We start from the raw sequence: 14,779 nt of genomic DNA, 5'->3' as shown, positions 1-14,779 counted from the left end.
GAATTAATCCTGCGTTGCTGCCTGCCTTGTGGGTGGCCGGATGGCCGTGGAACGGGTGGCCGGATCATCGTGGAATCAGTGGCCGGATGTTCATGGAATGGGTGGCCGGATGCCCGTGGAATCCGCAAGTATGTAAAAACTCACTGGCGCCGGCCGTTATTAGCGGTGTCGCCGGGTGTGTGTTTTGAAGCAACGTAACTCCAGAAAGAGCGATGGAATATCTCTGGGGGTCGAGTGTTCTCGCTTATTGCATGGAGAATCGACAGAATCAGTTGATCAGGGGACTGTGGGATTTTTTGTGTGGGGGCCGGGTACATAGCTGATGAAATATGGAGAAACGCCTCTTCCGTATTGCATGGAAAGAAACGCGCGGATTTCTGCTTACAGTCATGCCACGGGCATACATGGCGATGATTTTTCATCGAAACCTATGTAACGTCGCTCGTGCTTGGGAATCAGAATGGGTGGAAAAACTGCCATCCCGGTCGCGGGGAATATCCAGTCGCCGCGTGCCATTGCGCTGATTGGTTTCATCCTCCGGGCGCTACGCGCCCGGTGAATAGCCCAGGTGATTGCCGAGTTCGGCAGCGAACCGTTCAGCAGTTCTTGCGGGATTTTCGGCAGTTCTAGGAGCGCTTGGCGCGCGGATTTCTTTTTGGTTGGCATACATGCCCCTGTTGCTCATGTTTTGCCCGAACACACAATCTCTGCCTTCCACTATTCGGGTCCAGCCTCACGAAAAAGCCCTAGGCTGAACCACAAAAAAAGACGGTCAAATGCCGTGCAAAAACCACAAAAAAGTGGGGGAACAAATGGGGGACCAGAGCATTTTTTAAAGCATCTAACTTATTGTTAATCAAGCATATAGATTAATAAAAAGCTAACCACAAGCCGGCTTTTTAATGCCTGCAGTCATCGAAATCCAAATACCCAACGCCAACCAAACATTCAGCCAATAGCGGGCCGCATATCGCCCTGCCCGCCTCTCAAGTCGCGTTACCTAGGCTTCAAACACTCCACCGCCCGATCCGCCACCAGCTTCGCCATCTCCACCAAATGCATCACCGCCCTCTGCGGCGCAGCCAGCGGCTCCCCGAGCACCTGCGATGTGGCCACTGCGCATTGCAGCAACTCAGCCACGCGCACCCAGGCATCCTCGAAGCTCAGTTCTTCATTGACAGTAAAGGGGTTGGCCGCAGGCGATGACGGTGAATCCGAAACAACGTTATCCATAGCAAAACTCCTAGCAGTAAGTGAATACCACCGTCCTTTCGCGACTAAACGAGCAGAGGTGGCGGCTGTGCACAGGTTAGTCGACCGGCCGCTAGGCACCGGCGCACCCGGAGGTGCCCTGCGCACAGCCACCATAAAGTGCAGGTGAGAAGACACCTGTCTTTGGGATGGCGCGTGCGCCTAGCGAAGTCCGGGCGACTAAACCCGATCACTGAATTTGCAGTGACGGACCGCAGCCTAGTCACGGAATTTCGCTGGCGCAAGCGGCTGGGATTCTCTAGGAAACGTCCTGCAAATGAAAGGGATCGAGACTGCTGGCCGTTCAAATCCATTGTCCTTTCCAAGTTGACAGTAAGACGCCTCCCAGCCGATTTATCCCCCACGTCCCACCCATTAATCTGTGCCCATGTTGAACGCAACGCCCAACCCACTTAAACAAAAAAGGATTCAACCATGAGCACGCCAACCTACAACCGCTTGAACAAAGACGACGCCGTAGTCCTGCTGGTCGACCACCAGACCGGCCTGATCTCCCTGGTACAGGACTTCTCGCCCAACGAGTTCAAGAACAACGTGCTGGCCCTGGCGGACCTGGCCAAGTTCTTCAACCTGCCGACGATCCTCACCACTAGCTTCGAGCAAGGCCCTAACGGCCCGCTGGTGCCGGAGTTGAAGGAGATGTTCCCGGACGCGCCGTACATCGCTCGCCCTGGTCAGATCAATGCGTGGGACAACGAAGACTTCGTCAAGGCGATCAAGGCCACCGGGCGTAAGCAGATCATCATTGCCGGTGTGGTGACGGACGTGTGCGTGGCGTTCCCGACGTTGTCGGCGCTGGCGGAGGGGTTTGATGTATTTGTGGTGACGGATGCGTCGGGCACCTTCAATACCACGGTGCAACAGGCGGCGTGGAGCCGGATGACGCAGGCCGGTGCGCAGATGATGAACTGGTTTTCGGTGGCGTGTGAGCTGCATCGCGACTGGCGCAACGATATCGAAGGCCTGGGCAATCTGTTGTCCCAGCGTATTCCGAACTATCGCAACTTGATGAATGGTTATGCGGCGCTGACGGCGCAGCAGAAGTAAGAAAACTGCCGTCAACGATAAGCCTGCTTGAAAAAGCAGGCTTGCTTCGTTAGGTGCTGCGATGGACGGTGCGGCGCCCGCACTTTACTCAGTAGAAATAGTTGGACTCGGCTTTTTTATCGAGCCCCACCAAAACACTCTGAGCAATTCGGCAGGCCGTCGGCGCGGCGTTGGGGCCCCAGTGCTGGCAGTAGTAACGACCTTCGTTCACCGATTTACCCTCCTCGGTGAAGACTTCGATCACTGCATTCCAAAGTGACACCCGTGGGGCGTCACTGGTGGGGTCGAGGCACAGCAGGTGGGTGATTTGTAATTCATCGTCATCGTTTGCCTGGTAACCCTGATAGCCGATAACCAGCAGCCAATGCGCCGCCAGGCCGTCGTCCCAATCGACACAGACGATCGGGATTTTGCGGTTGTCGACGGCGTCGGCAATATTGCGGATGGTCGTCTGTCGTCGCGGCGCTGCATCCAGCACTTCGGTCACAACCCCGGCGTGCTTGAACACATCAACCAGCCAGCTCACATCGAAATCGTCGGTGCCTTCCGACACCAGGGCGCCGAAGGCCAGTAGGCTTTCGCGAAAGCGACCCAGTCGGGTTCGGCCATCGTAACTGTCGAGTGATTGAGCCTGCTCGCGGGACATAACGCCCAATGCGATCAAGGTCATCGCCACGCAGTAAGGTCCACAGGCACCATCCATTTCGCCTTGGCGTAAATGAACATAGTCATGTGCGCGGGGGTGAGCGCAGGTCACCGGGCCGTTGGGGGATACCGACAACCAAGGGCTTACAAACATTCGATTCATGCAGCGTCATTCCTTTGCAAAAAAAAAGCAGCCGCCCAGCATGAGCGGCGTCACGATAAGAAGACAGGTTCAACTCAAGCGTTCAGGCTCGACGTAGCTCAATACGGTGGTTTCCCGAGCATCCGACACGGCGAACTGCTCGCGCTCCACGAGGGCGTTGAGCAAGGAGTTCTTGCCATGGTTGTATTTGCCGATCACCGAAACCACCGGCAGCCGTGCGTCAGCCAACAAGTACTGCAAGCGGCTTATCTCGGCCGCGTGGTCTGGCAGCACCGCATAAATCGAATCGAAGCCCATGGTTAATGCTCTTCCTTAAATAGCGCTGATGCAGCCCGTGCTTAGAAAATGCCGAACAGTTTGGGCCTGATGAAGACGCGTCCCGTTAGATGACTGGCGAAGAAGTTGTCGTCCTCGGCATATTTGACGAAGAGCCTGTCGAGTTCTGCGTGGACACGACCAAAACCGTCATCCAGCCATTCAATCATGGTCGATTTAAGGGTCAGGATGATTTTTGCCGCCTCATAGAGCGCGCCCACCTTGCGCAGGAGGCTATCGGACTCGAACCCGTCTTCGATCTCTTTGAAGCGGCCCTCCATCTCTCGCTGGAAGTCGTCAAACACACGGGTCACTGCGTTTTCCAGCTCATCGCTGGTCTCCCAGTCCCCCATGAAGCCAAAGGATGAGAGGTAGTCATCGAAGCCTTTCAGATCGGAAAACACCTCATCAAAATCGGGCAACTCGATTTCCGTATCCAGATCGAGGTCCGCGATTCTAAAGATACTGAGGTCTGCCTTTTCGATCTTGGCAACGACCGTATCGCGCATTTGGCGAAGCACACCTTTGAAGTTCAAGCAGCTCATCGCAGCCAGACGCTTGCTGAGAAAGGCATGCGACTGTTCCAGGTAGAGCGAAAGCACTTCATCGCGACCAAAGGCTTGCGTCGACTGACCACCACGCCTACGTACCGATACCGAACACAGTGGCGTCACCGATACACCCGGGCATAGTTGGTGAATTTCTCGCTCGAGGGCCTCGACCTTATCGCCCGCAACGTCGGCATTGGTCAGGATGACTTGCAGGGGAATCCTGGCATCCAGTCCGAGCCGTTTGATCAGATTCACATCCACCGGTTCCAGCCGTGCGGAGCTGGCGTTGATCACATAGAAGGCACCATGAATCCAGGTTTCCGGTTCCATCGGGCGCGCACGATGTTGCTGCATGAAACGGTCGAACTGTTGGAGCCATCGCTCATAGTTGTCAGCTTCCAGGCCAACGCTGTCGAACACATTCAACAGGTGCCCCTGGTGCTCGAAGGTGTGCGACTGAAAATTTTTCTCCCAGGAGGTGACGGGCTTGCCACTTCCCGTCTCAAACAAACCCACCTGGTCAAAAAGATAGTTGCAGAAGCTGCTTTTGCCGACGCCGCTTTTACCCAGCACGATGATGTTGATCGCGAACTGATCCATGTCTCTCTAAACCCTGAACCGCTGAAAGGGGATGAAGGCCTGCCTAGAAACAGATCTGTCTCTCGCCACGGCCTTCAGAGTGCGCCGAGTGGCTTCAAGCTTTTTGATTGCCCCATTTTCCCAGCGCAATCTTGAACGCCTGCATGAACTGCTCGTTAGAAAAGAGGCGAGCCCAGTCCGGTGACTTGCCTGTCTTCAGGTAGCCGTCCACGGCGCGTTCATAGACCTCGACCAGGGCCAAGCCAAGCGCTCCGGTGATCGCCCCGGCGACAGCGGCGTTAATGATCTGCCCAAGCACGGGGATCATCTTGGTCAGGCTGGCTGCCAACTGACGCCCCACCAGGCTGAGGATCTGGCCCTTGAGCAGGCTGACGGCCATTTCACCCATCGAGCCAAACCCGTAGAGCTTGGCCAGCGATGCCGCCATCGCCATCTGCTGAGGCACAATGAGTAACGCGTCCGACATCGGCACCGGGTTAAGTCCGGCGCTGGCGGCGGTGGTGCCGCTGTAGGTCATGATGATGGTCATCGCCTCGCTGCGTTTGGCTGGTAGCGACGCGATCTGGGCAGCCACGAAGGACTGGCGTAGCGCATCGTCCTTGAGTGATGCACTCGACCAGGCGATTAACTTTTCAAGGTCCAGTTTCAGCTCTGGATCGTGGCTGGGGTTATTTGCACAGGTCTCGAAAACCTCACAATGAATACCGTGCTCGCGCAGCACGTTGCGAAACGCCCGGGAAGTCTCACCGTTGCCCTCATCGTCGATGGGTTCGGCATCGCACTGGGTGAGTACCACAGCCACCGGAATATCCAGTTCACCGGTAATCAATCGCAAGTTGTCCAGGTCAAAATCAGTAACCCGGTGGTTGGCTACGCTGAGGCAGTACCAAATGAGATGGATCTGTTCATCCAGCGCCTTGAACTTGCGCTGTTTGATCTCCGGGAGGATTTTTTCCCGAAAGTTGCCTGTCGAGGGTTTGCCTTCCGTCACCTCATAACCTTCGGTATCAAAGATGACCAGAGGGATGTTGGCGTCTTCGTAGCGATGACAACCCCGAGTGACAGGCTGCCCGGTACCGACCTTGGCAATCGTTTTGCCGAAGATATGATTGATCAGGCTGCTCTTTCCAACACCGGTGCCGCCAACAATCATCAGGTTCGGGCGTTTGACCGACGCCATTTCCTTATCGAACTGCTCTTCCAGTTGAGCTTCCATACTTGCCATTGTTCTATTCTCCGTCGCTACGCGGCGCTCAAAAGAGGGCGCGCTAAAAAAAAGGTTATCGCCCCGGACCCAAAATCCTAAAGCCTCAATCGCACTTTGCCACTATCCCTGTCAAGCGCAGCGGTTGGGAGGATAGGCTCCAACGGGTATTGTTTTTGACGCTCCTGCTCTCGTCTGAAAAGTGATCAGCGAGACATCCTTCTCTACCTATTCCTCCTGCGCAGTCACCCCCCCTTGCAAAAGCCCGACTTTCCTCTGCAACTGCTTGATATGCGCCTTCTCAGCGCGCAGCGCAGAACGCAACTCCCGGTTCTCAGCCTCATAGATCCGCCCCCAGCGCGCGTTCCGGCGGCAGGTAAGCGCCATTTTCCAGAGTTCACGCAGCCTCAAGTATTGCAGCAGGAGCACCAGCAGGATGCTCCCCAACACTACCAATGCCCCTGTCGACACTGCTTCTGCCATAGTCATGCGTAATTCCTTGCGTGTACTCGATTTGTTTAAACGACAGCCACACGATATGTAGCAATAGACGACAGGTCTAGAATGTAGACTTATACAGGTAAAGTATTCGCACACGTAACGAGGGGATGGAACGCATGCATTGCATTGAACAGGTTTGCTGGGACCTGGCACTTCGCCATTGCTTGATCAAGACTGTCGCCCGGTAGGAGGGCCGGCAGACCACGGGGCACTTGATCCAGAGCGTTGGTAGCAAAAGCCGGCAGGCCGCCAACGACATCAATATGCACATCACCGAACATGCGCCTCAAAACCTTACACATGACAAAAAAATAACCGGCTACGTGCCAAGCAAAACGTTCCAGCCGCTGTTCATCGGTGACGAATCTCAAGCACTTGAGACCGGGGGTTTATGAGTAACGGGGCAAAACGTGGGGCAAGCCGCATCGTGCTATTGCCCTTGACTCTCCCCTATACGGCAGCCCCTACCCTGCAACCCCGTTTCAGGACTCATCCCCATGGCTCAGCGCATTCTGGTCATCCTCGGCCATCCCTCCAGCACCAGTTTCTGTTCGGCACTGGCGGACACCTACATCCAATCGGCCAAAAACGCCGACCATGAAGTACGCGTCCTACGGCTGGGCACGCTGACTTTCGACCCGGTGCTGCATCACGGTTACACCGACATTCAAGCCCTGGAAGCCGATTTGCTCGGTGCCCAGGCAGATATCCTGTGGGCCACCCATTTGGCGTTTGTCTTGCCGATTTGGTGGGGTGGTATTCCGGCGTTGATGAAGGGCTTTATCGATAGAGTTTTCCTACCCGGCTTCGCCTTCAAGTACCGTGCAGGCAAGGCATTTCCTGACAAACTGCTGCATGGCCGAACCGCGCACTTGCTGGTGACGCTCGATACGCCGCCATGGTATTACCGCTGGTTCTACCGCATGCCGGGCATTCATCAGATGCGCAAGACGACGCTGGCGTTTTGCGGCATAACGGTGACCAAGACCTTGTTGCTCGGGCCGGTGCTGGGTTCCACGCCCGCGCAACGCGCTCGTTGGCTGACGCGGGCCGGCGGATTATTTGGAAAAGGGCGTTTTCATGTTCATCGGCAAAGCGGCGCAACTGTCGGGCACGACCATCAAGGCGATTCGTCACTATGAAGCGATCGGCCTGCTTCCCAGCCCGCAGAGAGCGGGGCGGTATCGGGTCTATTCGGCGCAGAGTGTCGAGCTGCTGATGTTGATCAAGTGTGCTCAGCAACTGGGTTTCAAGCTCAAGGAGCTACAGGCCATTTTGCACGGGCACCAGGGCGACGCGCTGCCCTGGGAGCGCGCGAGCCAGGCGATTGCCCGCAAGCAGGAGGAGCTGGCGCTGCAGATGGCGGCACTGCAGAAGATGCAGGCCGGGCTGGTCGAGTTTGACGCGATGCTTAAACACTCAAACCAGAATTGTACGATAAGTACAAATTAGACAATAAATATAAATCAGGTTAGTGTCGCGCTTTCGTCCCGTTGATATTCAGGAGCGCGCCATGACCACACTCTCGGACTTCAAGCTTAAAACCTGCTTTCCCCCGCAGGAGCGTGCGTGATGAGCGCGGTGCCACTGGCGGTTTACGAACTCAGTGCATTGCGCGCCACGCTGTCGCGCCAAGACATGCTGCACGCGGTGGAACAGGCATTGATCAGTCACGCCGACGGCCGCATCGTGGCCCCGCCGCCGGGGGTGTTGTTGTTTGAAAACCCGCCGGGGGACTGTCATATCAAGTCCGGCTACGCGAAAGACGGTTCGGTGTTTGTGGTCAAGCTGGCCATGGGCTTTTATGAGAATCCTTCCCGCGGCCTGGAGACCAATAATGGCCTGGTGCTGGTGTTCGATTCTCACACCGGCAAGACCCGCGCCATCCTCAACGACGAAGGCTGGCTGACCAGTTGCCGCACTGCCGCCGCCGGTGCCTTGGCCGCACGGGCCGGGGCGCCCGCACGGGTGAGCGCGTTAGGCATTCTCGGCAGCGGGCATCAGGCGCAACTGCAGGCGCGCTGGACCTGCGAACTGCTCGGAATCGAGCGTGTGGTGATCTGGGGACGCGCTCCCGAGCGGGCACAACACCTCGCCAACGCACTGCAGCAAGCTGGGTTGAAAGCCCAAGCAGCCGACAGTGTTGAGGCTGTTTTCGCACAGTGCAATCTGGTGATTACCTGCACGCCGTCGACCCAGGCAATCGTACCGGCCGACGTGGTGCGTACAGGCACTCATATTGTCGCCCTGGGCGCAGACAGCCCAGGCAAACAGGAGCTGGACCCGTTGCTGCTGCAAAGGGCACGGGTGCTCATGACCGATGACCGGGCCCAATGCCTGGACCATGGCGAAATGAGCCACGCAGTACGGGCCCATTTGATCAGCGACCAGGCCGACGTTTCCCTCGGCCATGTGCTGGCCGGTAAGGCACGCGGGCGTTTCCGCGACGATGACCTGACCATCGCCGACCTGACCGGCCTGGCCGCTCAGGACATCGCACTGGCGACCCTCGCGGTGCAGCGCATGCAGGCCGTGGACTGACAACTGTTCGGACGCCTGCGTACAATCACCGTTCCTTTTTCCTGTGCCCGGTTAACCCATGGTCGATATCGCATTCATCAAGGCAACCGCCGACGGCATCGCCGCCCTGCTCTATCCGGACCTGGAAGCCGTGGTACACGACCTGCACACCGGGCGCATTGCCCACATCGCCAATGGCTTTTCCCGACGTCAGGTCGGGGATGAATCGCTGATCACTGACCTGGCTGAGTTGGCTGCCGGACCCGACACCGTCGGGCCGTATGAAAAGACCGGGATCAACAGCCGTCAGTTGCGTTCGATCTCCCTCGTCGCCCGTGCCGCCAACGGTGAACCCTGCGCCTTGCTGTGCCTGAACTTCGATGTGACCGCCCTGGCCCAAGTGCAGAAACTGATCAACGGCTTTGCCGTGGGCCAGCAGTCCCAGGGGCGCCCAGAATCGCTGTTCAGCGGCGATTGGCGGGAAAAACTCAATGAGATCATCGAAACCCTCGCCGCCGAAAATCATTTGAAACCCGCCGATTTCGGCCGTGGCGAAATCATCCAGGTGCTGGTGCAGGCGCGGGAGCACGGCCTGCTGGATGTGCGTAACTTTGTCGACTACGTCGGCGACTACTTCAAGATTTCCCGGGCCAGTGTGTATAACTATTTGCGCGCCGCGGCGGCGCAGTAACAGGCGACCGCGCAATCGGCTCTGTCGCCCCGTTCATTTGCCCCCATCCCCCATGTCTGCTAGTGTCGCGCCGGTTTACCGTCTACCGGAATAGCCGCCATGGCCCGCAAAAAAGTTGCACTCGATTTCGAACAATCCCTCGCCGACCTGCAAACCCTGGTCGAGCGTCTGGAGAACGGCGAGTTGTCGCTGGAAGACTCGCTGACGGCGTTTGAACAAGGTATCGGCCTGACCCGCGACTGCCAGAGCGCGTTGGCGCAGGCGGAGCAGAAGGTCCAGGTGTTGCTCGAACGCGACGGGGAGTTGGCCGAAGAACCTTTCGATGCGGAACAGCCCGAATGATCGACGCGTATCAGGCCAGTAGCCAAGCCCGGGTCAATGCGGCGCTGGAGCCCTTGTTTGTTGCGCCAAGCCCGGAAATGAAACGGCTCTACGAGGCCATGCGCTACAGCGTGATGAATGGCGGCAAGCGGGTGCGCCCGTTGCTGGCCTATGCGGCCTGCGAAGCCCTCGGCGCGCCTGCCGAACAGGCCAACGGCGCGGCCTGCGCGGTGGAGTTGATTCACGCCTATTCCCTGGTGCATGACGATTTGCCGGCGATGGACGACGATGACCTGCGTCGCGGCCAGCCGACCACCCATAAAGCCTTTGACGAAGCCTGCGCGATCCTCGCCGGCGATGGCCTGCAAAGCCTGGCGTTCAGCGCATTGCTCGACCCGAGTTTGAGCAGCGTGAATGCCGAGATCCGCTTGCGCATGGTCACCACCCTGGCGGTCGCCGCAGGCCCCGCCGGGATGGTCGGTGGCCAGGCCATCGATCTCGGCTCGGTGGGCCAGAAGCTCGATCAACAGGCCCTCGAACACATGCATCGGCACAAGACCGGCGCCCTGATCGAAGCCGCCGTCCACCTGGGCGCCTTGGCCAGTGGGCGTGCCGAAGCCGCGCAATTGGCGGCCTTGCAGGTTTACTCCGGGGCTATCGGCCTGGCGTTCCAGGTGCAGGACGACATTCTCGACGTAGAAAGTGACACCGCCACCCTGGGCAAACGCCAGGGCGCCGATATCGCACGGGACAAACCGACTTATCCTGCGCTGCTCGGGCTGGATGCCGCCAAGGCTTATGCCCTGGAACTGCGCGACCAGGCCCTGGCCGCCCTGCGACCTTTCGACGCAGCAGCCGAGCCCCTGCGAGACCTGGCGCGGTACATCGTCGAACGTCGTCACTGATAACCGCGGCCATTACAGCCACATATCGGTCAAGTTCGGTGCTCTGCGTGGGCAGTTTGCGATGCTTGAGGTAAACTGCCGCCTCTTCTATACCTATAACGATTCGCCTGATGCCCACGACGTTTCAAGAGATTCCCCGCAAACGCCCGTCCACGCCTCTGCTCGACCGTGCTGTCACGCCGGACGGCCTGCGTCGTCTGGGTGAAGCCGAGCTGGTAACCCTGGCCGATGAATTGCGCCTGGAATTGCTCTACACGGTCGGCCAGACCGGTGGGCATTTCGGTGCCGGCCTGGGCGTCATCGAGCTGACCATCGCGCTGCATTACGTGTTCGACACCCCGGACGACCGGCTGGTGTGGGACGTAGGCCATCAGGCGTATCCGCATAAAATCCTCACCGGCCGTCGCGAGCGCATGAGCACCCTGCGCCAGAAGGACGGCATCGCCGCCTTCCCGCGTCGCTCGGAGAGCGAGTACGACACCTTTGGCGTCGGCCACTCCAGCACCTCGATCAGTGCCGCGCTGGGCATGGCGATTGCCTCGCGCCTGCAAGGCAGCGATCGCAAGGCGATTGCGGTGATCGGTGACGGCGCGCTGACCGCCGGCATGGCTTTCGAAGCGCTGAACCATGCGCCGGAAGTGGACGCCAACATGCTGGTGATCCTCAACGACAACGACATGTCGATCTCGCGCAATGTCGGCGGCCTGTCCAACTACCTGGCGAAGATCCTTTCCAGCCGGACCTACGCCAGCATGCGCGAAGGCAGTAAGAAAGTGCTGTCGCGCTTGCCCGGCGCGTGGGAAATCGCCCGCCGCACCGAAGAATATGCCAAAGGCATGCTGGTGCCCGGCACGCTGTTCGAAGAGCTGGGCTGGAACTACATCGGCCCCATCGACGGCCACGACCTGCCGACCCTGATCGCCACGCTGCGCAACATGCGTGACCTCAAAGGCCCGCAGTTCCTGCACATCGTCACCAAGAAAGGCAAAGGCTTCGCCCCGGCGGAAGTCGACCCGATCGGTTACCACGCGATCACCAAGCTCGACCCCCTGGACGCCCCCGCCGCCGCGCCGAAAAAAGCCAGCGGGCCAAAGTACTCCGGTGTGTTCGGCGAATGGCTGTGCGACATGGCCGCCGCCGACCCGCGCCTGGTGGGGATTACCCCGGCGATGAAGGAAGGTTCCGACCTGGTGGCGTTCAGCGAGCGTTTCCCGCTGCGCTACTTCGACGTCGCCATCGCTGAGCAGCACGCGGTGACATTCGCCGCAGGCATGGCCTGCGAAGGCGCCAAGCCGGTGGTGGCGATCTATTCCACCTTCCTGCAGCGCGCTTATGACCAGTTGGTGCACGACGTCGCGGTGCAGCACCTCGACGTGCTGTTCGCCATCGACCGCGCCGGCCTGGTCGGCGAAGACGGCCCGACCCACGCCGGCAGCTTCGACCTGTCCTACCTGCGTTGCATCCCCGGCATGCTGGTGATGACGCCGAGCGACGAAAACGAACTGCGCAAGATGCTCAGCACCGGCCACCTCTACAACGGCCCGGCCGCCGTGCGCTACCCGCGCGGCACCGGCCCGAACGCGGTGATCGAAAAAGACCTGGCGCCGATCGAAATCGGCAAGGGCGTTGTGCGACGTCAAGGCAGCAAGACCGCGTTCCTGGTGTTCGGCGTGCAACTGGCCGAAGCGCTGAAAGTCGCCGAGAAGATCGACGCCACCGTGGTCGACATGCGTTTCGTCAAACCGCTGGATGAAGCGCTGGTGCGCGAGATCGCCGCCGGCCACGAACTGCTGGTGACGGTCGAAGAAAACGCCATCATGGGCGGTGCCGGTGCGGCGGTCAGCGAGTTCCTGGCGCGCGAGAACATCCTCAAGTCGGTGCTGCACCTGGGCTTGCCGGATGTGTACGTCGAACACGCCAAGCCGGCGCAGATGCTCGCCGAGTGCGGGCTCGACGAGGCGGGTATCGAGGCGTCGGTCCGCGAACGCATGACACTCCTGGGTTTATAACCCCCCGAGACTTCTGTAGGAGCGAGCTTGCTCGCGAAAAACGTCAACGATGACGCGTGTACTCTGTATGCACGCGGTGTCCTCAGGTTTTTCGCGAGCAAGCTCGCTCCTACAAAAAGCTATGGACCGCTCTATGAATCACCTGCGCCTTGCCCTGCCCTTGCTGCTTCTGCCAGCCCACGACCTGCTCGCCGACACCCGCGACGCCGCGCTGAAACTCCCCGACGTCGTCATCAGCGCCAACCGCCAGGTCCAGGCGCGCAACGACAGCAGCGCCGCCAACACCGTCTTCACCCGCGACGACATCGACCGCCTGCAACCCACCAGCCTGACCGACCTGCTCAGCCGAGTGCCCGGCGTGCAAGTGGCGCCCACCGGTGGCCGTGGCAGCTTGCCGGGCATCTACCTGCGCGGCACCAAGTCCGCGCAAAGCCTGGTGCTGGTGGACGGCCAGCGCATCGCCAACACCACCTCCGGCGACAGCGGCCTGCAATACCTGAATGTGGACCAGATCGAGCGCGTCGAAGTGCTGCGCGGCTCGCGCTCGGTGATCTACGGCAGCGATGCGATTGGCGGGGTGATCCAGGTGTTTACCCGGCGCAACGCCGAACAGGGCCTGCAACCGCGCCTGCGGTTGGGCTTCGGCAGCCACCAGAGCTGGGAGCGTAGCCTCGGGCTGTCCGGCGGCGACGAACACACGCGCTTCAACCTGGGCGCGAGCCTGGATGAAAGCGCCGGCATCAACTCGACACACACCTCGTTTCCCAGCGATGGCGACCATGATGCCTACCGCAACCAGTCCGTCAGCCTGAACCTCAGCCACAGTTTCAGTGACGCGTTGGAAGCCGGTTTCAACCTGCTGGATAGCCGCGGCAAGTCGGAGTACGACAACAGCTTCGGCCGCTACGACGTCGCCACCGGCCAGAGCGTCGGCCAGAAACCCTACACCGACTACGCCGTGAGCAGCGCCAGCGGCTATGCCGACGCCCGCCTCAGCGAACGCTGGCAATCGCGCCTGGAACTGGGCCACAGCGAGAACCGCGACACCAAGCGCGACACCCTCAGCGATGACTTCAGCGTGTTCAACACCTACCGCGACTCTGTCAACTGGCAGAACGACCTGACCCTGAATGAGCGCAACAGCTTGATCCTCGGCGGCGACTGGTACGAAGACCGCTTCCACGGCTCCACCACGTTTACCGAAAACAGCCGCTGGAACCGTGCCGCCTTTGTCCAGCATCGTTTCCGTAGCGAGTGGTTTTCCACCGAACTGGGCCTGCGCCATGACCAGAACCAACAGTTTGGCAGCCAGAACAGCTGGAGCGGCACCCTCACCGTGCCGATCAACCCCGACAACGATGTGCTGCTCAGCTACAGCGAAGGCTTCCGTGCGCCGACCTTCAATGACCTCTATTACCCGGACACGCAGTACAGCAACCCGAATCTTCAGCCCGAGACCTCCAAGAGTTACGAGCTGCAATGGCGCAGCCAGCTCGGCGACCACACGCGCCTGGAAACCTCGCTGTACCGCACCGACTTGAGCGACGCGATCATTCTCGACGGCGGCAAACCGCAGAACGTCGCGGCGGCGCGGATCAATGGTTTTGAAGCCGCGCTCAAGCACGAGCTGTTCGGCTGGCAGGGCAACCTGGGCGTTTCGCTGATCGACCCGCGCGACCGCGACAGCGGCCACACCCTCGCCCGCCGTGCGCGGCGCACCCTGAACCTGGACCTGGATCGGCAATTCGATCAACTCGGCGTCGGTGCGAGCTGGCAGGCGATCAGCAGCAGCTACGACGACGAAGCCAATCGCAATCGCCTGAGCGGTTATGCCTTGCTCGGGCTGCGCAGCAGTTGGGCGCTCAGCCGGGAAGTGGCGCTGTCGCTGAAAGTCGATAACGTGCTGGACAAGACTTACGCTCGCGCACGTTACAGCTATGACGATCCGGCGTTCCTGAACAATCAGGACTATCGGGAAGAAGGTCGGGTGTGGAGGGTTGGCGTGACCTGGACGCCGACGCTCTGATAGAAACGT

At 59.5% G+C, this 14,779-nt stretch carries 16 protein-coding genes and 2 pseudogenes; 11 read left to right on the top strand and 7 right to left on the bottom strand.

Annotated elements, in window-relative coordinates; all coding sequences use genetic code 11:
- Positions 1–188: hypothetical protein (locus INT12_RS31370; protein WP_226926254.1), on the top strand; the 188-nt coding region annotated here is incomplete at its 5' end.
- A 124-nt stretch (positions 189–312) separates the two neighbouring features.
- Here the strand turns inward: INT12_RS31370 and INT12_RS19825 are convergent.
- Positions 313–666, bottom strand: a pseudogene (locus INT12_RS19825) (transposase); the annotation flags it as partial.
- A gap of 330 nt (positions 667–996) precedes the next feature.
- A complete protein-coding gene (locus INT12_RS19820) occupies positions 997–1,233 on the bottom strand; it encodes a DUF6124 family protein (protein WP_193039609.1) in 237 nt (78 codons plus the stop codon).
- A gap of 453 nt (positions 1,234–1,686) precedes the next feature.
- Here INT12_RS19820 and ycaC point away from each other — a divergent pair, with 453 nt between their 5' ends.
- A complete protein-coding gene (ycaC, locus tag INT12_RS19815) occupies positions 1,687–2,319 on the top strand; it encodes an isochorismate family cysteine hydrolase YcaC (protein WP_046381905.1) in 633 nt (210 codons plus the stop codon).
- A gap of 88 nt (positions 2,320–2,407) precedes the next feature.
- On the opposite strand, the gene INT12_RS19810 is transcribed toward ycaC, so the two are convergent.
- From INT12_RS19810 to INT12_RS19790, 5 genes are all read right to left on the bottom strand, one after another.
- Complete coding sequence (locus INT12_RS19810; protein WP_046381904.1) at positions 2,408–3,127, bottom strand: hypothetical protein; 720 nt, start codon at positions 3,125–3,127, stop codon at positions 2,408–2,410.
- A 69-nt stretch (positions 3,128–3,196) separates the two neighbouring features.
- Complete coding sequence (locus INT12_RS19805) at positions 3,197–3,424, bottom strand: GTPase domain-containing protein (protein ID WP_193039608.1); 228 nt, start codon at positions 3,422–3,424, stop codon at positions 3,197–3,199.
- A 41-nt stretch (positions 3,425–3,465) separates the two neighbouring features.
- A complete protein-coding gene (locus INT12_RS19800; protein WP_169881748.1) occupies positions 3,466–4,593 on the bottom strand; it encodes a GTPase in 1,128 nt (375 codons plus the stop codon).
- Positions 4,594–4,687: 94 nt separating this feature from the next.
- Complete coding sequence (locus INT12_RS19795; RefSeq protein ID WP_193039607.1) at positions 4,688–5,818, bottom strand: YcjF family protein; 1,131 nt, start codon at positions 5,816–5,818, stop codon at positions 4,688–4,690.
- A gap of 207 nt (positions 5,819–6,025) precedes the next feature.
- Positions 6,026–6,286 carry a hypothetical protein gene (locus tag INT12_RS19790; protein ID WP_046381900.1) on the bottom strand — a complete coding sequence of 87 codons (261 nt, stop codon included), beginning with the start codon at positions 6,284–6,286 and terminating at the stop codon, positions 6,026–6,028.
- 119 nt (positions 6,287–6,405) lie between these two features.
- Between INT12_RS19790 and INT12_RS31365 the strand changes: the two are divergent.
- From INT12_RS31365 to INT12_RS19750, 9 genes and pseudogenes are all read left to right on the top strand, one after another.
- Positions 6,406–6,672, top strand: a pseudogene (locus INT12_RS31365) (WYL domain-containing protein); the annotation flags it as partial.
- 123 nt (positions 6,673–6,795) lie between these two features.
- Positions 6,796–7,440, top strand: coding sequence for an NAD(P)H-dependent oxidoreductase (locus INT12_RS19785; protein ID WP_104904372.1), 645 nt, complete (start codon positions 6,796–6,798; stop codon positions 7,438–7,440).
- Positions 7,379–7,750, top strand: a complete 372-nt coding sequence (locus INT12_RS19780; RefSeq protein ID WP_026140359.1) for a MerR family transcriptional regulator — start codon at positions 7,379–7,381, stop codon at positions 7,748–7,750. Before INT12_RS19785 ends, INT12_RS19780 begins: the two co-directional genes overlap by 62 nt.
- A 120-nt stretch (positions 7,751–7,870) precedes the next feature.
- Complete coding sequence (locus tag INT12_RS19775; protein ID WP_017849567.1) at positions 7,871–8,839, top strand: hypothetical protein; 969 nt, start codon at positions 7,871–7,873, stop codon at positions 8,837–8,839.
- Between the two features lie 58 nt (positions 8,840–8,897).
- Positions 8,898–9,509 (top strand): transcriptional regulator, encoded by a 612-nt coding sequence (locus INT12_RS19770; RefSeq protein WP_193039606.1) that lies wholly within the window; start codon positions 8,898–8,900, stop codon positions 9,507–9,509.
- A 99-nt stretch (positions 9,510–9,608) separates the two neighbouring features.
- Complete coding sequence (locus INT12_RS19765) at positions 9,609–9,851, top strand: exodeoxyribonuclease VII small subunit (RefSeq protein WP_003176346.1); 243 nt, start codon at positions 9,609–9,611, stop codon at positions 9,849–9,851.
- Entirely contained in the window at positions 9,848–10,735 is an 888-nt protein-coding gene (gene ispA, locus INT12_RS19760; RefSeq protein ID WP_017849569.1) for a (2E,6E)-farnesyl diphosphate synthase, read from the top strand. The genes INT12_RS19765 and ispA overlap by 4 nt, the downstream gene beginning before the upstream one ends.
- 110 nt (positions 10,736–10,845) lie before the next feature.
- Positions 10,846–12,744, top strand: coding sequence for a 1-deoxy-D-xylulose-5-phosphate synthase (gene dxs / locus INT12_RS19755; RefSeq protein ID WP_017849570.1), 1,899 nt, complete (start codon positions 10,846–10,848; stop codon positions 12,742–12,744).
- Between the two features lie 133 nt (positions 12,745–12,877).
- On the top strand, positions 12,878–14,770 hold the full coding sequence (locus tag INT12_RS19750; RefSeq protein ID WP_193039605.1) for a TonB-dependent receptor domain-containing protein: 1,893 nt from the start codon (positions 12,878–12,880) through the stop codon (positions 14,768–14,770).
- Positions 14,771–14,779: the final 9 nt, after the last annotated feature.

Source organism: Pseudomonas sp. K8, from assembly GCF_014889455.1.
In the GTDB taxonomy this organism is placed as follows: domain Bacteria; phylum Pseudomonadota; class Gammaproteobacteria; order Pseudomonadales; family Pseudomonadaceae; genus Aquipseudomonas; species Aquipseudomonas veronii.
The sequence above is the reverse complement of the archived record's forward strand: the minus strand, read 5'-3'. Positions and strand labels throughout refer to the sequence as shown.